The organism is uncultured Pseudokineococcus sp. (genome assembly GCF_947499845.1).
Classification (GTDB): Bacteria; Actinomycetota; Actinomycetes; order Actinomycetales; family Quadrisphaeraceae; genus Pseudokineococcus.
Window position 1 is genome coordinate 65,267 of sequence record NZ_CANMPM010000014.1, and the last position, 19,947, is coordinate 85,213.

At 75.3% G+C, this 19,947-nt stretch carries 17 protein-coding genes and 1 pseudogene; 8 read left to right on the forward strand and 10 right to left on the reverse strand.

Going from position 1 to position 19,947, the window contains the following annotated elements; translation table 11 throughout:
* Nucleotides 1–41: 41 nt before the first annotated feature.
* Nucleotides 42–1,241 (forward strand): amidohydrolase family protein, encoded by a 1,200-nt coding sequence (locus tag Q0789_RS12960; protein ID WP_298805861.1) that lies wholly within the window; start codon nt 42–44, stop codon nt 1,239–1,241.
* Nucleotides 1,242–1,300: 59 nt separating this feature from the next.
* Here Q0789_RS12960 and Q0789_RS12965 read toward each other — a convergent pair whose 3' ends face one another.
* Together Q0789_RS12965 and Q0789_RS12970 are read right to left on the reverse strand one after the other, a co-directional pair.
* Complete coding sequence (locus tag Q0789_RS12965) at nt 1,301–1,705, reverse strand: type II toxin-antitoxin system VapC family toxin (protein WP_298805863.1); 405 nt, start codon at nt 1,703–1,705, stop codon at nt 1,301–1,303.
* Nucleotides 1,702–1,956 (reverse strand): type II toxin-antitoxin system VapB family antitoxin, encoded by a 255-nt coding sequence (locus Q0789_RS12970; protein WP_298805865.1) that lies wholly within the window; start codon nt 1,954–1,956, stop codon nt 1,702–1,704. Before Q0789_RS12970 ends, Q0789_RS12965 begins: the two co-directional genes overlap by 4 nt.
* A gap of 194 nt (nt 1,957–2,150) precedes the next feature.
* On the opposite strand from Q0789_RS12970, the gene Q0789_RS12975 reads away from it, so the two are divergent.
* The 3 genes from Q0789_RS12975 (at nt 2,151) to Q0789_RS12985 (ending at nt 6,566) form a co-directional block, all read left to right on the forward strand.
* Nucleotides 2,151–3,932 (forward strand): hypothetical protein, encoded by a 1,782-nt coding sequence (locus tag Q0789_RS12975; protein ID WP_298805867.1) that lies wholly within the window; start codon nt 2,151–2,153, stop codon nt 3,930–3,932.
* 22 nt (nt 3,933–3,954) lie between these two features.
* Nucleotides 3,955–5,589 carry a beta-N-acetylhexosaminidase gene (locus Q0789_RS12980; RefSeq protein WP_366917733.1) on the forward strand — a complete coding sequence of 545 codons (1,635 nt, stop codon included), beginning with the start codon at nt 3,955–3,957 and terminating at the stop codon, nt 5,587–5,589.
* Nucleotides 5,590–5,699: 110 nt separating this feature from the next.
* Nucleotides 5,700–6,566, forward strand: a complete 867-nt coding sequence (locus Q0789_RS12985) for a hypothetical protein (RefSeq protein ID WP_298805871.1) — start codon at nt 5,700–5,702, stop codon at nt 6,564–6,566.
* Between the two features lie 43 nt (nt 6,567–6,609).
* Here Q0789_RS12985 and Q0789_RS12990 read toward each other — a convergent pair whose 3' ends face one another.
* The 4 genes from Q0789_RS12990 to Q0789_RS13005 are packed head-to-tail and all read right to left on the reverse strand — an operon-like array spanning nt 6,610 to nt 10,620.
* Complete coding sequence (locus Q0789_RS12990) at nt 6,610–8,121, reverse strand: NAD-dependent succinate-semialdehyde dehydrogenase (RefSeq protein WP_298805873.1); 1,512 nt, start codon at nt 8,119–8,121, stop codon at nt 6,610–6,612.
* Entirely contained in the window at nt 8,118–9,341 is a 1,224-nt protein-coding gene (locus tag Q0789_RS12995) for an alcohol dehydrogenase catalytic domain-containing protein (protein ID WP_298805874.1), read from the reverse strand. Before Q0789_RS12995 ends, Q0789_RS12990 begins: the two co-directional genes overlap by 4 nt.
* Nucleotides 9,338–9,796 (reverse strand): zinc ribbon domain-containing protein, encoded by a 459-nt coding sequence (locus Q0789_RS13000; RefSeq protein WP_298805876.1) that lies wholly within the window; start codon nt 9,794–9,796, stop codon nt 9,338–9,340. The genes Q0789_RS12995 and Q0789_RS13000 overlap by 4 nt, the downstream gene beginning before the upstream one ends.
* Nucleotides 9,796–10,620: an N-acyl homoserine lactonase family protein gene (locus Q0789_RS13005; protein WP_298805878.1), complete on the reverse strand. Its 825-nt coding sequence runs from the start codon at nt 10,618–10,620 to the stop codon at nt 9,796–9,798. Before Q0789_RS13005 ends, Q0789_RS13000 begins: the two co-directional genes overlap by 1 nt.
* 187 nt (nt 10,621–10,807) lie before the next feature.
* On the opposite strand from Q0789_RS13005, the gene Q0789_RS13010 reads away from it, so the two are divergent.
* Nucleotides 10,808–12,580, forward strand: coding sequence for a GAF domain-containing protein (locus Q0789_RS13010; RefSeq protein WP_298805882.1), 1,773 nt, complete (start codon nt 10,808–10,810; stop codon nt 12,578–12,580).
* A 64-nt stretch (nt 12,581–12,644) separates the two neighbouring features.
* Here the strand turns inward: Q0789_RS13010 and Q0789_RS13015 are convergent, their stop codons facing one another.
* The 4 genes from Q0789_RS13015 to Q0789_RS13030 form a co-directional block, all read right to left on the reverse strand.
* Entirely contained in the window at nt 12,645–13,823 is a 1,179-nt protein-coding gene (locus Q0789_RS13015; RefSeq protein WP_298805884.1) for a Fic/DOC family N-terminal domain-containing protein, read from the reverse strand.
* A gap of 156 nt (nt 13,824–13,979) precedes the next feature.
* A complete protein-coding gene (locus Q0789_RS13020; protein ID WP_298805886.1) occupies nt 13,980–14,426 on the reverse strand; it encodes a DUF4262 domain-containing protein in 447 nt (148 codons plus the stop codon).
* Nucleotides 14,427–14,645: 219 nt separating this feature from the next.
* Nucleotides 14,646–15,161, reverse strand: coding sequence for a hypothetical protein (locus Q0789_RS13025; protein WP_298805888.1), 516 nt, complete (start codon nt 15,159–15,161; stop codon nt 14,646–14,648).
* Between the two features lie 141 nt (nt 15,162–15,302).
* A complete protein-coding gene (locus Q0789_RS13030) occupies nt 15,303–16,172 on the reverse strand; it encodes a MurR/RpiR family transcriptional regulator (protein WP_298805890.1) in 870 nt (289 codons plus the stop codon).
* Between the two features lie 232 nt (nt 16,173–16,404).
* Here Q0789_RS13030 and Q0789_RS13035 point away from each other — a divergent pair, with 232 nt between their 5' ends.
* The 3 genes and pseudogenes from Q0789_RS13035 (at nt 16,405) to Q0789_RS13050 (ending at nt 19,877) form a co-directional block, all read left to right on the forward strand.
* Entirely contained in the window at nt 16,405–17,388 is a 984-nt protein-coding gene (locus tag Q0789_RS13035) for an NAD(P)-dependent oxidoreductase (RefSeq protein WP_298805892.1), read from the forward strand.
* 119 nt (nt 17,389–17,507) lie between these two features.
* A pseudogene (locus Q0789_RS13045) lies at nt 17,508–18,980 on the forward strand (aldehyde dehydrogenase family protein).
* A gap of 45 nt (nt 18,981–19,025) precedes the next feature.
* Entirely contained in the window at nt 19,026–19,877 is an 852-nt protein-coding gene (locus Q0789_RS13050) for a DUF3100 domain-containing protein (RefSeq protein WP_298805896.1), read from the forward strand.
* Nucleotides 19,878–19,947 lie beyond the last annotated feature (70 nt).

Consider the following 19,947-nt stretch of genomic DNA (forward strand, 5'->3'; position numbering starts at 1 on the left):
GCCCCCGACGTCCTGGACGCCTGCTCGTCCGCGGGGGGCGGGTGCTCGACACGGGGACGGGCGCCTACACGGGCGCGTCGTGCGTGCTCATCGAGGACGGCCGCATCACGGCCGTCGGAGGCGACGAGGTGAGCGCCCCCGAGGGCGCCGAGGTCGTCGACGCCGGGGGCCGCACGGTCATGCCGGGCCTCGTCGACGCCCACGTCCACGTGACGGCGGCGACGGCGGACCTCTCCTCGCAGGCCGAGTGGTCGCCCGCCTACGTCACCGCCCACGCCGGCCGGATCATGGCCGGGATGCTCGAGCGGGGCTTCACGAGCGTCCGCGACGTCGGCGGGGCCGACCACGGGCTCGCGGCCGCCGTCGAGGAGGGGCTGCTCCCCGGTCCGCGCCTCTTCTTCGGCGGGAAGGCGCTGAGCCAGACCGGGGGCCACGGGGACGGACGCACCCCCGGCCGCACCGCGCCGCTCGACACCTCCTGCAGCTCGGGGCTGGCGCGCGTCGTCGACGGGCCCGACGCCTTCCGCCTGGCGGCCCGCGAGCAGCTGCGCACCGGCGCGCACCACATCAAGATCATGCTGTCGGGCGGGGTCGCCTCGCCGACGGACCGCATCGACTCGACGCAGAGCTCCGACGACGAGATCCGCGCCGTCGTCGAGGAGACGGCGGCGCAGAACCGCTACGTCACCGGCCACGCCTACACGGCGCGGTCGGTCAAGCGGGCGCTGCGCCTCGGCGTCCGGGGCATCGAGCACGGGAACCTCGTCGACGACGAGTGCCTCGAGCTCTTCGTCGAGCACGGGGCCTTCCTCGTCCCGACGCTCGTGACCTACCAGCACCTCGCCAGCGAGGGCGCCGAGCACGGGCTGCCCCCGGCGAGCGTCGCCAAGGTCGCCACCGTGCTCGCGGCCGGCCTCGACGCCCTCGACCGGGCCACGCGCGCCGGCGTCGACGTCGTCCTCGGCACCGACCTGCTCGGCGGGATGCACCCGCACCAGAGCGAGGAGATCGCCATCCGCGCGCAGGTGCAGACCCCGGCGCAGGTGCTCGCGTCGGCGACGACGACGGCCGCGCGCCTCCTGCAGCGCGAGGGCGAGATCGGCGTGCTCGCGCCCGGCGCGCTCGGCGACCTGCTCGTCGTCGAGGGCGACCCGCTCGACGACGTCACGGTGCTGGCCCGCCCCGCCGAGAGCGTGCGGGTCGTCGTCAAGGACGGGCGCGTGGTGCATCGGGTGGGTTGAGCCGGCTGCACCCGCACCGGCCTCGAGACCACCGTCCGTCCGTGGACGGGCGGTGGTCCTCAGCCCCGGCCGTCCAGCGCGGCCGAGAGGTCGGTCGCCGCGAAGTCGTCGCCCTTGAACAGCAGCGCCTCCCCGCTGACGGCCGCGAGCGCGTAGGTGAAGCAGTCACCGAGGTTCAACCCCGCCGCGTGTCCGCTCCCCTTGCCGTAGTCGCGGTACGCCCGTCGCGCCAGCACGGCCTGCTCGGCGTCGAAGGGCTCCACCTCGACGCCCAGCACGTCCAGCAGCTCGTCGAGGCGACGGCTCAGCACGGGGTCACGGCGGGTGTCCACGACGATCGTGAGCTCGACGAGCGTCGCGGCGGACATGCGCAACCGGTCCGCGCCCTCCATCGCGGCGAGGTGGCGGTGCGCGTCCTCCTCGCCCCGCAGGACGGCGACGACCGCGGACGTGTCGACGATCACCGGGGCAGCCCCAGCTCGTCGTAGAGGCGGTCCACCGGGTCGCCCTCGTCGGCCCCCCACCGGGCGGCCGCGTCGTCGGCGATGCGCTGCAGGCGGACCCTGCGCTCCTCGCGCGCGCTCCCCTCGGACCGCACCGCGTCGAGCCTCGCGACCAGCGCTGCGGTCACCGCTGTCGTGACCGTCTCCCCTGTCGCCCGCGCGAGCTCGCGCGCGAGCCGCTCGGTCTCCTGGTTCTTGATGCTGAGGGCCATGGCACCAAGGTACCTGCGGTCATGCACCGAGGTACCTGGCGCTGGGCGAACACTCCTGAGGCGGCAGCGTCCGCCGCGCCTCGGCGCCGCTCCGGTTGACACCCCCTCCCCACCGGACGACCGTGCGCCCGGGGACGCCGCTTTCCGGGCCAACCCCCACGAGGTGCCCGGGATCGACGGCGACGGGGGACGACATGTCAGCGACGACCAGCGAGGTCGGCCAGCGGGTGCGGCGCATGGACGCCGAGCAGCTGCCGGCCGGCAAGCACGAGCTGCACGGGCCGGGGCACTTCGCCGGCCTCTACTCGGCGGAGAACATCGCGGGGACGGAGTTCGTCTTCGGCGCGACCTTCGTCATCCTCGGCGCGTCCTTCGTCGACGTCCTCATCGGCCTGGCCGTCGGCAACGCGCTCGCCGTCCTCAGCTTCCGCTTCCTCACCGCGCCCATCGCGGTGCAGACGCGGATGAGCGTCTACACGTACCTGAGCCGCATCGCCGGCGGCGTGACGACGAAGCTCTTCAACGGCGTCAACGCGCTCATCTTCGCCATCATCTCGGCGGCCATGATCACCGTGTCGGCGACGGCGTTCCGCATCGTCCTGGACTTCCCTGCGCAGGAGCAGGCGTACCCGACGAGCGTCGGCTTCATCGTGCTCGCCGTCGTCTTCGGCTCCGTGGCGGTGCTCGTGGCCGCCTTCGGCTTCAACGCCCTCGCGGAGTTCGCGAGCACCTGCGGCCCCTGGCTCGTCGTCATGTTCGCCACCGGGGGCATGGCGCTCATCCCGGCGGTGACGCAGGAGGTCACCGGCTCCACCGTCCTCGGCGGCTGGGGCGACTTCATCACGGTCGGCGAGAGCTCGATCTTCACCGGCCAGACCCCCGACGGCGCCGCCGGCATCAGCCTGCTGGGGATCATCGGCTACAGCTGGGCGGCCAACTCCTTCGCGCACACCGGCCTCGTCGACATGTCGCTCCTGCGCTACGCGAGGAAGAGCTCGTACGGCTACACGTCAGCCACCGGCATGTTCCTCGGGCACTACATGGCGTGGGTCGCGGCCGGCTTCATGGGCGCGGCCGCCGCGGCGATCGTGCAGACGAGCATCACGGTCATCGAGCCCGGCCAGGTGGCCTTCCAGGCGCTCGGCTACGCCGGCCTCGCGGTCGTCGTCGTCGGCGGCTGGACGACGGCGAACGCCAACCTCTACCGCGCCGGTCTCGCCGGCCAGGGCGTCTTCCCGCGCTTCACCCGCAAGAAGATGACGCTCATCATCGGCGTCGTCGTCCTCGTCGCGAGCGTCTTCCCGTTCGTCTACCGGGGCTACCTCAACCTCGTGACGTACGCGGGCATCACCCTCGTCCCGGTCGGCGGCATCCTCTTCGCCGAGCACTACCTGCTGCGCCGCTTCGGCATGACGCGGTACTGGGCGCGCTACAAGGGCGTCACCAACGCGCCCGCGCTGCTCGCCTGGGGCATCACGCTCGGGCTGGCGGCGGCGGCCGTGGCGACCGGCCTCATGCCCGTCTACTTCGCCTTCGTGCCGGCCTTCCTGCTGAGCATGGTCCTGTACGTCCTCTTCGCCAGGGCGATGGGCGCGGCGCAGCGCTACCCCGAGGGCGAGGAGGCTGACCGGGTCCTCGCCGAGGAGGTCGAGGCGCTCCACGCCGAGCAGGCCGAGGCCGCCCCGACCGACGTCGACACGACCGACCGCCGCCCGCTGACCCGCGCGCTGCTCGTCGTCTGGCTCGTCGACCTCGCCGTCATCTTCGTCATGGGTCTCGTCGTCCTCTTCGCGAGCCCGGACGTCGACACCTACGAGGCCAACCGCACCGCCTTCTGGTGGGTCGCGGCCGTCGGCACGGTCGTCTACTTCGTGGCGGCCTACTCCCGGCTGCGGTTGCGCAAGGCGCACGCCGCCCGGGTGCTCGCCGAGCACGGCGTCGACGACCCGCAGGGGCGCGCCGCGCAGACGGCGTGAGGCCGCCGCACGGAGGAGGCTCGTGCCCGTGACCTCTCCCGCGCTGCTCCCCCGCCCGCAGCACCTCGTCGTCGGCGACGGCGAGCTCGTCCTCGACGCCGGCACCCGCGTCGCCGCTCCGGACGAGCTCTCCGACGTCCTCGCGCTGCTGCAGGCGGCCCTGCGCCCCGCGACGGGCCTCCCCCTGCGCGAGGGCGGTGACGACGCCGCCATCCGCCTCGAGCTCGACGCCGACCTCGGCCCGGAGGCCTTCACGCTCAGCACGGGCCCGGACGGCGCGCTCGTGCGCGGCGGGGACCGCGCCGGGGTCTTCTACGGCTGCCAGGCGCTGCTGCAGCTGCTGCCCCCGGCCGTCCACCGGCGGGCGCCCGTCGCCGGGCAGCGGTGGGCGCTGCCCGCCGTCGAGGTGCGCGACGCCCCCCGCTTCGCCTGGCGCGGGGTGATGCTCGACGTCGCGCGGCACCTCATGCCGAAGCACGACGTGCTCCGCTTCATCGACCTCATGGCGATGCACCGCCTCAACACGCTGCACTGGCACCTCACCGAGGACCAGGGCTGGCGCCTCGAGATCAAGAAGTACCCGCGCCTCACCGAGGTCGGGGCCTGGCGCCGCGAGAGCCAGGTCGGCGCGGCGGAGGACTCCCCGTCCGACGGGCGCCCGCACGGCGGCTCCTACACGCAGGACGACGTCCGCGAGGTCGTCGCCTACGCGGCGGCGCGGGGCATCACCGTCGTCCCCGAGATCGAGACGCCGGGGCACGTCCGGGCCGCACTGGCCGCCTACCCCGAGCTCGGCGTCACGGGCGAGCAGCGCGACGTCTCCACCCGCTGGGGCATCGACCCCAACGTTCTCAACATGGAGGAGACGACGGTCCGCTTCTTCACCGACGTCCTCGACGAGGTGATGGAGCTCTTCCCCTCGACCGTCATCGGCATCGGCGGTGACGAGTGCCCGCGCGACCAGTGGCGCACCGACCCGCGCACCCAGGAGCGCATGCGCGAGCTGGGCGTGGAGCGCGAGGCCGACCTGCAGACGTGGTTCATGCGCCGCCTCGACGACCACCTCACCGCGCGCGGGCGCCGGTCCTTCGGGTGGGACGAGATCCTCGAGGGCGAGCTGGCGCCGACGGCGACCGTCGCCTCGTGGCGCGGCATGGCCGGCGCGGTGACGGCGGCGCGCCGCGGGCACGACGTCGTCGCGTGCCCCGACGACCTCGTCTACCTCGACTACCGCCAGTCCGAGCTGCCCAACGAGCCGATCCCCGTGGCGACGCCGCTGACGGTCGAGGACGTCTACACCAACTTCGAGCCTGTGCCGCCGCAGCTGTCGCCCGACGAGGCGCGCCACGTGCTCGGCGGCCAGGCGAACGTCTGGACCGAGCACGCCGACTCCCCGCGCACCGTCGACTACCTCGTCTTCCCGCGCCTGTGCGCCGTCGCCGAGGTGCTGTGGGCCGACGGCGAGCGCGACCTCGACGACTTCCAGCGGCGCCTGGGCGCGCACCTGGAGCGGCTCGACGCCGTCGGCGTCGAGTACCGCCGCGCCTCGGGCCCGCTGCCGTGGCAGGAGCGTCCCGGCGTCGTCGGACGACCGTCGACACGCGAGGAGCGGGCGGCGCACATGGCCGAGCTGACCAGGAGCATCACGGACGGCTGAGCCGTGCATCCCCGCCGGCTCGCCTGTGGACGACCTCAGCGGAGCTGAGCGGAGCGCTCCTAGCGTCGGAGGACGGGCGTCGCGAGGCGCCACCGACGCAGGGAGGCCGCATGGACGTCGTCGCCCCACCTCAGGGACCGCCCGGTCCGGCCCTCCGAAGCCTTCCCGCTCCGTCCGAGGCGCTGCCTCGCCGGTCGGGTCGCGGCCGTGGCTGGGCCGTCGCCGCCCTGGTCACAGGTCTGGTCGCCGTCCTCGTCGCGGCGCTCGGGGCGCTCGTCCCCTTCGCCCTCCTCCCGGCGCCGCTCGCAGGGCTCCTCGGCACGGTCGCGCTGGCGACGGCCGTCGTCGCGCTCGTCCGCTCCCGGACGCTCGACGTGGTCCTCCTGGCCGCGGCGAGCGCTGCCTGCACCGCCACGGCAGGTCTGCTGTCCGTCGCCGCGCTGCTGCTCCCCCTCGGCCTCTCCGCCGCCGACGACCCGGTCAGGGCCGCGGGCGCCACGCCCACCGCCGAGCGGATCCCCGACGACGTCCTCGCCGGCTTCCGTGCCGACGCCCTCCCCCTCGGGCACCGGACGACGCTCGACGGCCAGCAGGTCGCCGTCGTCGCCGTGCTGACCGAGCGCGCCGAGGTCGACGTCCGGCTCGCCGGGCTGAGGCAGCTCGCCGACGAGGTCGCGGGGCTCGAGGACGTCGCGCTCGTCGAGCTCGAGGCGCCCGTCGACGGCGGCGGCTGGGCACCTCTCGTGGACAGCGGCGGCGTCGCCCTCGTCACCCCAGACGGCGACCCCTACGGCCCCCTGTCCACCGGGGGCTACCTCGGCTACGAGGTCGACACCCCCGTCGAGCTCGACCGCAGCGGCCTGCCGCGGGGGCGGGTCGTCATCGCCTTCTCCCTGCCGCCCGAGCTGGTGCGGGGCAGCACCGTCGTCGTCCTGTCGCCGGCGTGGACTGACGTGGCCACGTGGGCGGTGCCGTAAGGGTGAGGCGCCCGCGCCACGGCCGGTCAGGGGGCCGCCCGGCTCAGCCCCACGGGTCGGCGATGCCCGCGTACAGCGTCTCGAGGTACTCGCCGATGCCCTCCTCCCCGCCCTCGCGGCCGAGCCCCGACTGCTTGACGCCGCCGAAGGGCGCCGCCGGGTTGGAGATGACGCCGGTGTTGAGGCCGAGCATCCCGGTCTCGAGCCGCTCGACCAGGCGCAGCGACCGCGCCGTCGAGCCGGTGTAGGCGTACGCGACCAGACCGTACTCGGTGTCGTTGGCGAGCGCGACGGCCTCGTCCTCGGTCTCGAAGGTCACGACCGGCGCGACGGGGCCGAAGATCTCCTCGGCCAGCAGGCGCGACCCGAGGGGCACGTCGGCCAGCACCGTCGGGGCGTAGAAGTATCCGGGCCCCTCGACGCGCGAGCCGCCGGTCAGGACGCGCGCGCCGCGGGAGACGGCGTCGTCGACGAGGTCGGCGACCTTCGACCGCCCCTTCTCGTCGATCAGCGGCCCCACCTGCGCGCCGCTCTCCGTCCCGCGCGAGACGTGCACGGCGCCGACCCGCTCGGCCAGCCGTCGCGAGAAGTCCTCCGCCACCGCCGCGTGCACGTAGAAGCGGTTGGCCGAGGTGCAGGCCTCGCCGCCGTTGCGCAGCTTGGCGAGCATCGCCCCCTCCACGGCGGCGTCGAGGTCGGCGTCCTCGAAGACGAGGAACGGCGCGTTGCCGCCCAGCTCCATCGACGTCCGCAGCACGCCGTCCGCCGCCTGCTTCAGCAGCTGCTTGCCCACCGCCGTCGAGCCCGTTAAGGAGAGCTTGCGCAGCCGCGGGTCGGCGATGAGCGGCCCGGTGACCTCCCCGGCCCGCGTGCACGGCACGACGTTGACGACGCCGTCGGGCACGCCCGCGTCCTGCAGCACCTTCGCGAAGAGCAGGGACGTCAGCGGGGTCTCCGCCGCGGGCTTGAGCACCACGGTGCAGCCGGCGGCGAGCGCCGGCCCGATCTTGCGGGTGGCCATGGCCAGCGGGAAGTTCCACGGCGTGATGAGCAGGCACGGACCGACGGGCTTCCTCACCACGAGGATCCGCTGCTTGCCGTCCGGCGCGGGCAGGTACCGCCCGGCCACGTGCGCCGCCTGCTCCGACGCCCAGCGGAGGAACTCGGCGCCGTAGGTCACCTCGCCGCGCGACTCGGCGAGCGACTTGCCCATCTCGAGCGTCATGAGCAGCGCGAGGTCCTCGGTGCGGGCGACGACGGCGTCGAAGGCCCTGCGCAGCACCTCGGCCCGCTCGCGAGGCGCCGTCCTCCCCCACGCCGCCTGGGCGGCGACCGCGGCGTCGAGCGCGGCCGCGCCGTCCTCGACGCTCGCGTCGGCGACGGTGGTGAGGACGGCCCCCGTGGACGGGTCCTCGACGGCGAACCGCTCGCCCGAGGAGGCCGGCACCCACCGGCCGCCGACGAGGAGGTCGGTGGGGACGCCGGCGAGCAGCTCGGCCTCGCGGGCGGCCTGCTCCGGCGGCACGGAGCGCGCCGACGCCGTGCCCGCGGTCACGCCGCACCCCCGGCCTCGGTGCCGGCCCGATCGTCGGCCCCGTCGTCAGTCTTGTCGTCAGCCCCGCCGTCGTCGGGCGGGTCGAAGACGATGACCTGGCGGATCGCCGCGCCCTCGGCGAGGGAGTCCATCGCGGCGTTGACGTCCTCCAGCCGCGTCCGCGAGGAGATGAGCGCCTCGACGGGCAGCCGCCCCTCGCGCCACATCTGCGCGTAGGCCGGGATGTCGCGGGCCGGCACGGCCGACCCGAGGTAGCTGCCGACGATGGTGCGCGCCTCGGCGGTGATGCCGAGCGGCTTGATGGTCGCCTCGGCGGTCGGCGCGGGCAGCCCCACCGTCACGGTCGTGCCGCCGACGCCGGTCAGCGCGACCGCGGTCTCGAAGGCGCGCGCGTTGCCGGCGGCCTCCACGACGACGGGCGCCTTGAGGCCCGCCTCGAGGGCCTCGGCCGGCGACATCGCCTGCGACGCGCCCAGCTCGAGCGCGCGGGAGAGCTTCTCGGGCACCGCGTCCACCCCGATGACCGGGCCGCGGCCGAGCGAGACGGCGGTGATGAGCGCCGCCATCCCGACCCCGCCGAGCCCCACGACGACGACGGTGTCGCCGTCCCCGGGCCGCCCGGCGTTGAGGACGGCGCCGCCGCCGGTGAGCACCGCGCAGCCGAGCACGGCGGCTACCTCGGGCGGGACGTCGTCGTCGACGGCCACGACGGACCGGCGGTCGACGACGGCGTGCGTCGCGAACCCGGAGACGCCGAGGTGGTGGTGGACGGCGTCGCCTTCCCCGACGGCGTCGTCCCCCACGCCGAGCGGTGCGGTCGCGTGCAGCCGCCGCCCGCCGGCCAGCAGCTCGCCGGCGTTGTTGGACGCCGAGCCGCGCGTGCAGGGCAGCCGTCCGTCGGTGCGGCACCCGTCGCACTCGCCGCAGCGGGGCAGGAACGCCATGACGACGCGCTGGCCGACGGCGAGGTCGTCGACCTCCGCGCCGACGCGCTCGACCCGTCCGGCGGCCTCGTGGCCGAGGAGCATCGGCACGGGGCGCACGCGGTTGCCGTCGACGACCGAGAGGTCGGAGTGGCAGACGCCGGCCGCCTCGATGCGCACGAGCACCTCGGTGGGGCCCGGGTCGTCGAGCTCGAGCTCGACGACGGAGATCGGCCGGGAGTCACGGTAGGGGCGCTCGTCGCCGATGCGCTCGAGCACCGCGCCGCGGATCCTCATGACGCCGACCGTCCGGGCGCTGCCGTCCGTCCCGGTGCCGTCCGTCCCGGCGCCGCCGTCGGTGCGGCCGCCTCGGCGGCGCGGACCTCGGCGATGACGGCCTTCGGGTCGTCCCCGGCGCGCAGCGGGCGGCTCGCGAAGACGCCCTCGTGGGCGAGCACCGGACGCCGGTCGCCCGCCAGCTCGGGGTGCTTCTCCTCCAGGCGCTCCCGCGCCACGGCCGCCTTCCGCCAGTGCGCCACGGTCTCGCGGTCCCCGCGCCGGACGCCCTCCCAGCTGCGGGGCATCTGCTCGCGCGACACCCCGGTGGACGCGCGGCCGCCGACGTTGAGGCGGCTCGGCCGACGGCGCGACGCGGACCCGCAGGCCGGGCACGCCGGGTCCGGCGACGTCATCGACGGCAGCCCGGCCTCGAAGCGGTGGCCGGCGCCGCAGAGGAAGTCGTGGAGCACCATCAGCGGTACACCCCCTCGGGGGCGTAGCGGAGGCCCTTCGCCTGCTCGGCGTCGTGGCCGAAGATGACCTCGGCGCCGGTCTTCTCGGCGATGCCGCGGAGCTTCTCGACGCTCTCGAGCCAGCGCAGGTTGTCCCAGACGATGGCGGCGCCGACGGCCGGCGGCCCCCACGAGTCGCTGAGGTACACGGCGTCGGAGGTGAAGAGCTTGGTGCCCTCCTCCGGCAGGTCGACCTTGAGCGACATCGTCCCCCAGGTGTGACCGGGGGTCTCGATGACGGAGACGCCCGGCAGGATGTCGACGTCGCCGCTGACGGTCTCGAAGTCCAGCCCCTGGTAGTCGCCGACGATGTGCGCGCCGGCGCTGTAGCCGTCGATCTTCCGGGCGCCCTCGAGCTCCTTGTCGTTGACGATGATCCGCGTCTTGCCGTTCGCGAAGTCCCGCGCGTTGGCCGCGTGGTCGAAGTGCAGGTGGCTCAGCACGAGGATGTCGATGTCCTCGGGCGCCAGCTCCAGCTCGGCGAGCGAGGAGTCGAGGTAGCCGGGCCCGTCGATCGCCTCGCGGACGGGGAAGAAGTCGTGGAAGCCGGTGGGCGCCCACCGCTCCTGCCAGTCGCGCGGCACGCCCGTGTCCCACAGCACCCGGCCCTCAGGGTGCTCGATGAGGACGGCGTGGGTCGGGCAGTCGCCCCAGACGACGGGGTCGTCCTTGTGGTGGCGGTCGCGAATGGTGCGGCCGCCCTTGAGCAGCAGCCATGTCAGGTCGGTCTCCATCACCCCGGTGGAGAGCACGTGGAGCTTCATGTCGGGGGCGTTGCCGGTCATGTCGGACCCCTGTCTCAAGCCTGCGCCCCCGCGGCGCCCGTGCCTCGACGTCGTCGCGAGGGGCGCCGCCCCGTCGCGGCGCGCGCCCAGACTGGGTCGGCCGGGACGGTGACGGCCATGGGCGTCGCTGACACACTGCGGCCCCCCGGGTGTGGCCCGCCCACACCCCGCCGACGGAGGTGAGGGCGTGCCCGACGACGGCAGCACGGCGCCGGGCGGCACCGACGTGGGCGGCGCCCGGGCGGGCGTCGCGGACGTGGGCAGCTTCGCGGCGCCGTCGCCCGAGGCGCTGCTGCGCGCCGTCCACGACGCGGCCACCGACCTCGCCAGCGTCCGCGACCGGGGCGTCATCCTCCAGGCGCTCGTGCGCCGCACCCGCGCCCTGCTCGGCGCCGACATGGCCTACCTGTCGCTCAACGACCTCGCGGCGGGCGAGACGTGGATCCACGTCACCGACGGCGTGCGCACGCGCGCCTACGCCGAGATCCGCATGCCGCTGGGCACGGGCATCCTCGGCGCGGTGGCCGCGGGCGGCACGTCGGTGCACACCGACGACTACCTCGCCGACACCGACCTCAACCACCTCACCCACATCGACGACGTCGTCGCCGGCGAGGGGGTGCGCGCCATCAGCGGGGAGCCGCTGCGGGTCGACGGGCACCTCGTGGGCGCGCTGCTCGTCGCCCACCGCACGCCGGTCGTGATGCCGCCGGAGGGGCTGGCGGCGCTGCGGCTGCTGGCGCTGCAGGCCGCCGTCGCGCTGGAGCAGACGCGCCGCGCCGCGGAGATCGCCGAGCTGCGCGCCCTGGCCGACGGCACCCGGCACGAGGCGGGCCGCCGCGCCCGGGAGGCCGCGGACGCCGCCGCCCTGCTGGCCCTGGACGCCCGGCTGCTGGCCGCCGTCGAGACGGGCGGGGGCTGCCGCGCCGTCCTCGCGCAGCTGGCGGCCGAGCTGAGGGCCCCGGTGGCCCTGCTCGACGCGCAGGGCGAGGTGCGGGCGGCCTCGTCGGCGCTCCCGGGCACCGGTGACCTGACCGGCGGCGCCTGCCTCGTCGAGCGGGACCGGGGCCGCCTCGTCACCCCGGCGACCGGCGAGCGCGTCGACCCGGTGCTGGCGCGCGGTGCGCTGGCCGTGGGCCTGGCGCTGCAGGTCGAGCACGAGCTGGCCGAGGCCGCGGACCGCTCCGTCTCCACGCTGCTCGAGGACCTCCTCGGCGACCACCTCGACGACGGGCCCGACGGCGACCGCGCCGCCCGCCGCGAGGTCGCCGAGGCCCGGGCGCTGAGCCACGGCGTGGACCTGCGTGCGCCGGCGACGTCGCTCGTCGTGCTCGTCCCGGCGGCCGAGCGCCAGCGCGGCGTCGCGGCGCTGCGACCGCTCGTCGCGCGCGGCGGCCTGGTGTCGGTGCACGCCGGCCACGTCTGCCTGCTGTGCCCGACGGGCGGCCGCGCCTCCGACGGCGCCCTCGCCGACCGGGCGGTGGAGGCGCTGGCGACGTCCGGCGTCCCGGCCCTCGTGGGCAGCGCCGCGTCCGCCGGGCGCGGCGCCGGGCCGCTGCAGCGCGCGCACGCCGAGGCCGCCCAGGCCGCCCGCGCCGCGCAGGTCCTCGGGTGGCGCCGCGGCCACGCCGACCGCGCGCGCCTCGGCCTCGCCGGGTTGCTGCTCGGCGGCCACGACGAGCAGGTGGTCGACGCGCTCGTCGAGCAGCAGCTCGGGCCGGCCCTCGCCTACGACGCCGCCCACGGCACCTGCCTCGTCGAGACGGCGACCGCCGTCCTCGAGGAGGGCTCGCGGACCGCCGCCGCCGCGCGGCTCTTCGTCCACGTCAACACGGTGCGCCAGCGCGCCGAGCGCCTGACCGAGCTGCTCGGCGAGGGATGGGACGTGCCGCCCCGGAGCCTCGATGTGCACGCCGCGCTGCGGCTGCACGTGCTGAGGCAGGCGGCCGCGGGCCAGTAGCTCCGTGCCCTCGTCGGAGCTGCCGGTCCAGGGAGGCGCCGACGTCGACGCCGCGCGCCTGGTCTCAGCGCCCCGTCAGCACCTCCACGACGGCGTCCGCGACGAAGCGGCGGCCACGCCCCTGACCCGGTGACTCACGAAGGACGCCGAGCTCGACGAGACGAGCGACGGCGGTGTTGGTGGCCTGGTAGGTCCGACCCGTGGCCTCGCTGAGCCGAGCGACACGGACGAAGGGGGCGGCGACGAGACCGCGGGCGATGGTCTCCGCGAGACCGCTGAGGCCGGCGTCGGACACGCGGCGCAGGTAGTCCTGCTCCACGTCCAGGAGGTCGTGCACCCTCCGAGCCGTGTCGAGCGCAGACGCCTCCAGGCCAGTGGCGAAGAAGTGCACCCATGCGTTCCAGTCACCGGTCGCACTGACCTCGGCGAGGTGCTCCTGGTAGTCGCGCCGGCGCGCCTCGAACCACGGTGACACGCTCAGCAGCGGCTCGTGGATGATACGGGCGCGCATCAGGTGGAGGACGACGAGCAGCCGACCGAGGCGGCCGTTGCCGTCGTTGAAGGGGTGAAGGGTCTCGAACTGGTAGTGCCCCATGGCGGCGGCGACGACGGGGTCCCGGTCGAGGTCCGGCAGCTCCATCCACCGGACCAGGTCGTGCACCGAGGCCTCCAGCGCCGCTCCCTGGGGCATCGGCACGAAGCGCGAAGCCTCCAGGCCTGCGTCACGCCCCCCGATGGCGACCGGCACGCGGCGGACCCTCCCAGCGTCGTCCGTGTCCGCCGCGGTTCCTCGCACGAGCGTCCGGTGCAGCTGGCAGACGAGCCCGACCGTGAGGGGGCGCCCCTCACCCACCCATGCGAAGGCCTGCTCGGCCGCGTCCACGTAGTTGAGCACCTCGGCGAGCTCCGCCGACGTCCCACCGGTCCCCCACTCCGCTTCGAGCACGTCCTCGAGCGGCGCGAAGGTCCCTTCGAGCGCGGACGTGCTCTGGGCCTCGCGACGGAGGGTCGGCCGCCTGAGCAAGGCTGGCTCCGGCATCTGCCGCCCCGCTTGCTCGAGGCGACCCAGAGCGTGTCCAGCGCGCGCGACGGCGCGCCATGCAGCACCCCCGAGCGGGGGCTCGGCTGCGAGCGGGTCAGCGACGTAGGCCCAGTGCTCGTACGGACGGCGCGTGCGCCCGTCGACGCCGGCGAGACGGACGACGTGCCCGAGCGGGCTCGCCTTGAAGCGCGCGACGTCCATAACTTCAAGCCTGCTCCCTAGTCACTTGAACTTCGACGGGCGAATGTCAAGCGGGCTGCACACCCACCTCTCCACTTCTCCTCCCCCATGGGAAGGCTCGCCTTTGGCAGGCCGTGCTCGCCCGCTGGATCCCTCACCGCCCGTCGGGAGGTGCCATCACGTCTGCACGAGGTCGACGCCCGCGTCGAGCTCCTCCCACGGCCAACGGCCGTGGTCGTCCCGCCAGACCACCTGGAGGAGAGGGAGCGGTGGACCGTCCTCGGCGTACATCGCCTGGAGGATCACGGCGCACTCCGGGTGGCTGACCGGCTCGAAGCGCATCAGGACGCGTCCGAGGTCGTCGAGCTGGTCGCCAGCGTCGAAGTGCTCACCCGCGAGGACCCTGCGTGCGAGGCGGTCCACCAGCAGGTAGGAGAGGGCGACCGGCGCCCCGGAGACCAGGAGGTCGCGTTGGCCGTCCTGGCGGCTCAGGCCGACGGTGTAGGTGAGCGGGTAGCCGCTCGTACCGCCGGTGGTGTGAACGATCGAGAAGCCGTCGGCATCCACCTCCTGGCGGTGCTCCTCGACGATGTCCGAGAGGTCGATCGGGCACAGCTCGCACATGGTTCCTCCTCGTCGCCGACGCTCGTCGCCGTCTGCGAGCTCGCGACGCTACGCACGGACGCCCTGGCGAGCGGGCTGAGGCCGGGGACCTGTGGACTAGCTCTGCCGACGGACCGAGGTGGGCTGCGGTCGGACACGCCCATGAAGGAGCGAGGGGCGACCACGGCGTGGGTCACGGACGCGGGAGTCCTGACGACACGCCTTCGGCACTCGTCGGCGTCAACGCTCGTAGAGCGCGCGGATCCGCCGCAGCCGCTCGACGACGCGCTGGGTGTCGAGCTCAGGACGCGGATCGGGGTGGTCCAGCATCGCCCGGAGCGTGCGCACGAGCTCGCCGGCCACCTCCGGCGAGAAGGTGGACCCGGCGTCCAGCACCCCCGTCGCGCCGCTCAGCTCGGCGACCAGGCGCAGGCGCCCGCTCGCCGGCATCGGTCGACCGTCCTCCGAGGGACCCACCTCGAGGCTGGCGTCGTCGTGCCGCAGCCGGAGGTAGACCGCCTCGCCGGTCGGCCTCCACCAGCCGTAGCCCTGCTCCGGGCACATGCCGCCGTACTCGACGAACTCGATCTCCTCCGTGGCGCCGTTGACCGCGGCGAGGAGAGCCGCCGCTTGCCTCTCCCGTTCGGCGACCTCCTCGGGCGTGGGGGGCGGGAGCCGCTCCCACAGACGCCGAGCGGCGTCCGCGCGTGGTGCCGAGGTGGCCTCGCCCGGTGCGCCGTCCTCGACGTCGTCCACGACCCCTCCCCTCCTCGACGAGCGCCTGCGTCGGGCCTCCCGGCCGTGCGCGCTCAGCGGTCGAGGCGAGCATGACCGCCCCGCCCACGGCGGTCCAGCACGTATCGGCGGCGCCGCCCCGCGCCCGTGGAGCCGACGCCCTCAGCCGCCCGACGCCCCGCCCCGCGGCCCGTCGTCGTAGGTGTCCATCGCCCGCCACGCGCGCTGCACGCCCTGGAGGGCGGCGCGCGTCTGCTCGGGGCGGCTCGCCTGCATGCCGGCGAGCAGCCCGTAGACGACAGCGGTGATGGCCGTCACCGACTGGAAGAAGGACACGCCCTCGCTCGGCACGATGAGCGGGACGTCCGAGACCTGCGCGACCGGCCCGCGCTCGAGGTCGCTGATCGACACCACACGCGCGCCGCCCGCGCGGGCGGCGCGCGCGGCGGCGAGCAGCTCGCGCATGGGGCGCCACGGGTTGACGAGGAGGACGACGTCGCCCGGCCCCAGCGCCGAGACGGCGGTCGCCAGGTGCGGCCCGCCCCGTGACTCCAGCTGCGCCCGGTAGCCCATCGTCGCGGCGAGGTGGGCGAAGACCGTCGCGGGCCCGGCGAAGGACCCCTGGCCCAGGACGAGCAGGTGCTCGGCCTCCCCCAGCGCCGCCACCGCGCGCTCGGCGTCGTCGCGGTCGACCGTCTCGAGCGCGAGCCGCAGGTTCTCCATGTCGTGGCGGACGGCGTCGTGGACGACCCCGTCGGTCTCCCGGTGGTGCTGCTCGAGCGTCTGCTCCGTGGAGATCTCCAGCAGGTAGCGCGCCCGCAGCTCGTGCTGCAGCGTCGGCCACCCGCGGAATCCGAGGCGCTGGGCGCAGCGGACGACCGTGCTCTTGTCGACGCCGGCGCGCGCGGCGATGGCCGCGACGTCGGAGTACGACGCCAGCTGCTGGTTGCGCTTCACCGTCTCGAACACGCGCTCCTGCGCCGGCGAGAGCCCCGTCGACGGGCGCAGGCCGTCGAGCCACGTGCTGATCACGCCGTCACCGCCCCCCTCGCCCCGACGGACGACGTCGACCCGAACTGTAGGAGCCGCAGCGGGACCCGTCGATCCGCGCCGTCCGGCCCGGGCCGACCGGCCGACACCTCGTGGACGCGATCCTGCAACGACCATTGCCAGCGGGTCGAGGTGCACTTACGTTTGCCGACCATCACGGCCGGGCGCACCACGGGTCCGGCCCGCACCGACGGACGACGCGAGAGCAGGACACGTGGACACCACCCCTCCCGACGGGGCCGCCCCGGCGGACCTCCCCAGCGACGGCTCGGGCGCCGAGCGGCGCGTCGCCGTCGTCGGCCTCGGCGCGATGGGCGGCGCCATGGCGGCGACGCTGCACCGGGCCGGCTGGGCGGTCACCGGCTACGACCCGTCGCCCGACGCCCGGGCGCGCGCGGCCGACGCCGGCGTCGCGACGGCCGAACGGCTCGAGGACGTAGCGGGCACGCCCTTCGCCGTCCTCTCCCTGCCGTCGGCGCGCGTCGTCGAGCAGACGGTTCCCGTGCTGCTGGAGCGCGAGGGCACCCGCGTCGTCCTCGACACGACGACGTCGGAGCCCGCCACGAGCGAGGCCATGGCCGCGGCCGCCCGCGAGCGCGGCGCCGTCTTCGTCGACGCTCCCGTCTCCGGCGGCGCGAGCGGCGCCGCGACCGGGGCGCTGAGCGCCTTCGTCGGCGGCACCGCCGACGACGTCCGCGCCGCCGAGCCGCTGCTCGCCGCGCTGACCGGCGGGCAGTACGCCGTCGTCGGCGGCACGGGCGCCGGCAACGTCGTCAAGCTCCTCAACAACGTGCTGTGCGCGACCAACCTCATCGCCGTCGGCGAGGCGATGGACGTCGCCGCCGCCCACGGCCTCGACCTCGCCACGGTCGCCCAGGCCGTCAGCGGCGCGTCGGGCGGCAGCGCCGTCACGGCGAACGCCCTCCCGCGCTGGGTGCTCTCGGGCACCTTCGACTCCGGCTTCGCCCTCGGCCTCATGGCCCGCGACGTGGGCCTCGCCCTCGACGTCGCCGCCGCCCGCGGCGCGAAGCCCTCGCTGCTCGCCGCGACGCACGACGCCTGGCAGCGCGCCCTCGCCGAGCGCGGCCCCGCCGCCGACTTCACCGAGGCCCCGGCCACCGCTGCGACCGCGACCACCGCCCTCGCGCCGGCGGACCCCACCGCGCGCTCCACGACCAGCAGCGAGGACGACCGATGACGACGACCACCCGGCAGTCCGACGCCCCCGCCCCCGGCGCGCCGCCCGCTCCCCCGGCCGGCCCCGACGCCCACCGCCGCAGCGGCGCCGCGACGGCGTCCGCCGTCCTCGCCGCGTCGCTGCCCACGGGCCTCGGCTCCTTCGTCGACGGGCGCGTCGTCCCCGGCACGGGCGACGTCGTCGAGCTCGTCACGCCCGCGACCGGCGAGGTCTTCACCTCCTACCGCGACGCCGGGCCCGACGTCCTCGACCGGCTGCTCGCCTCCTCCACCGAGGGCGCGCGCACGTGGGGCGCCACCGACCCCTTCGCGCTGGCCGCGACGCTGCGCGAGGTCTCCCGCCTCGTCGCCGCGCACGCCGAGGAGCTCGCCGTCCTGTAGTCGGCCACCACGGGCAAGCCGCTGCGCGACGCCCGCGCCGAGGCCGCCCGCGTCGCCGAGATGTTCGGCTTCTACGCCGGGTGGGCCGACAAGGTCTCCGGCGACACCCTGCCCGTCCCCGGCGACTGGCTCACCTACACGCGCCGGGTGCCGTGGGGCGTCGTCACCGCGGTGACGCCGTGGAACGCGCCCGTCTTCACCGCCGGCTGGAACTCCTCGGCGCCGCTGGCGGCGGGCAACGCCGTCGTCCTCAAGCCCAGCGAGTTCACGCCGGCCACCACGGTGCGCCTCGCGCAGCTGGCGCACGAGGCCGGGCTGCCGGCCGGGGTGCTCAACGTCGCCGTCGGCCTCGGCGCCACCACCGGCCAGGCCGTGACGACGGACCCGCGCGTCGGCAAGGTGAGCTTCGTCGGCTCGGTGCCCACGGGACGCGCCGTCGGGACGGCGTGCGCCGCCGCCGGCATCCCCACCGTGCTCGAGCTCGGCGGCAAGAGCGCGACCCTCGTCTTCGCCGACGCCGACCTCGACCGGGCCGCCGACGGCGCCGTCGCCGCGATCTTCGCGGCCGCCGGCCAGTCGTGCGTCGCGGGCTCGCGACTGCTCGTCGAGCGCCCGGTGCACGCCGCGCTGCTCGAGAAGGTCGTCGAGCGCGCCGGGCGGCTGCGCCTCGGGGACCCGCTCGACCCCGCGACCGAGGTCGGGCCCATCGTCACGGCCGGCCAGCACGCCCGCGTCCGGGCGCTGCTCGAGCTCGGCCTGACCGACGGCGCGACCCGCGCGACCCCCCTCGTCGAGACGCCGGCGGGCGACCTCGCCGGCGGCCACTGGGTCGCGCCCACGGTGCTCGACGGCGTCACGCCCGCCAACGCGCTGGAGTCGACCGAGGTCTTCGGTCCCGTCCTCGGCGTCGACGCCTTCGACACCGAGGAGGAGGCCGTCGCCCGCGCCAACGCGACCGGCTTCGGCCTGGCCGGCTCGGTGTGGACGAACGACGTCTCGCGGGCGCACCGCGTCGCCGCGGGCGTGCGGGCGGGGACCTTCTGGGTCAACGCCTGCAAGACCATCCACGTCGCCGTGCCGTTCGGCGGCTTCGGCGACTCCGGCCACGGGCGCTCGTCCGGGCCCGGCGTCCTCGACGAGTACACCCAGCTCAAGGCCGTGTGGGTGCCGGTGCAGCCCGTCGGCGCCCCGTTCCCCTCGCTCGGCTACTGACCCGTCCCCATCCCCGCGCCCCGCCCACACCCCCGGAGGACCCGCATGGACAGGCCAGCAGACCTCGTGGCGGCGTGGCGGCTCCTGGCCGTCGCGCTGGTCATCGTGGTCCTCTCCCAGCTCCTCGGCATCCGCCGCATCGAGGTGGGGATCGGCACCATCCTGCTGCTGCCCCTGCTCTACGCCTTCCTCGCGGGGCTGGTGCTCAACCCGAGCATCACCGGCCGGGTCGGGAAGGTCCTGGGGCGCCGTGAGGTGCGGCTGGCGTCACCGCTCATCATCGTGGCGATCCTGCCCTTCATCGCCCGCTTCGGGACGACGATCGGCCCCGACATCGAGGCGGTCATCGCCGCCGGGCCCGCGCTGCTGCTGCAGGAGCTCGGCAACCTCGGGACGATCGTCCTGGCCTTCCCCGTCGCCGTGTACCTGCTGAAGCTGCGGCGGGAGGCCATCGGGGCGACGTTCTCCGTCGCCCGCGAGCCGAGCCTCGCGATCATCGCCGACCGCTATGGCCTGCGCGGCCCCGAGGGCGCCGGCGTCCTCGCCGTCTACGTCGTCGGCACGCTCGTCGGCACCATCGTCTTCTCGGTCATGGCGAGCTTCGTCGCCTCGCTCGACGTCCTCGACCCCCGGGCGCTCGCCATGGCCTGCGGCGTCGGCAGCGGCTCGATGATGGCCGCCTGCAGCGGCGCCCTCGCGGCCACGCTGCCGGAGATGGAGGACACCATCCTGGCCTTCGCCGGCACGAGCAACCTCCTCACCTACGCGACGGGCATGTACGTGACGCTCTTCGTCGCCCTGCCGCTCGTCGAGTGGATGTACCGCAAGGCCCACCCCGAGGACACCCGCGCTGCGGCGACGCCGGCGGCCACCAGCGACGAGGAGGGCGCCCGATGAGTTGCCCTGTGTCAAGCCGCCGTGTGGTGGGGCTGGTTGAGGAGGCGTTGCAGGGCTCGGTGCTGGGTGG

Bases quoted from the DNA above. Each gene is read 5' to 3' on its own strand.
- Q0789_RS12975 (WP_298805867.1), top strand. From the start codon at position 2,151: ATGTCAGCGACGACCAGCGAGGTCGGCCAGCGGGTGCGGCGCATGGAC.
- Q0789_RS13020 (WP_298805886.1), bottom strand. From the start codon at position 14,426: ATGTGCGAGCTGTGCCCGATCGACCTCTCGGACATCGTCGAGGAGCAC.
- Q0789_RS13050 (WP_298805896.1), top strand. From the start codon at position 19,026: ATGGACAGGCCAGCAGACCTCGTGGCGGCGTGGCGGCTCCTGGCCGTC.
- Q0789_RS13000 (WP_298805876.1), bottom strand. From the start codon at position 9,796: ATGGTGCTCCACGACTTCCTCTGCGGCGCCGGCCACCGCTTCGAGGCC.
- Q0789_RS13005 (WP_298805878.1), bottom strand. From the start codon at position 10,620: ATGACCGGCAACGCCCCCGACATGAAGCTCCACGTGCTCTCCACCGGG.
- Q0789_RS12985 (WP_298805871.1), top strand. From the start codon at position 5,700: ATGGACGTCGTCGCCCCACCTCAGGGACCGCCCGGTCCGGCCCTCCGA.
- Q0789_RS12970 (WP_298805865.1), bottom strand. From the start codon at position 1,956: ATGGCCCTCAGCATCAAGAACCAGGAGACCGAGCGGCTCGCGCGCGAG.
- Q0789_RS12995 (WP_298805874.1), bottom strand. From the start codon at position 9,341: ATGAGGATCCGCGGCGCGGTGCTCGAGCGCATCGGCGACGAGCGCCCC.
- Q0789_RS13015 (WP_298805884.1), bottom strand. From the start codon at position 13,823: ATGGACGTCGCGCGCTTCAAGGCGAGCCCGCTCGGGCACGTCGTCCGT.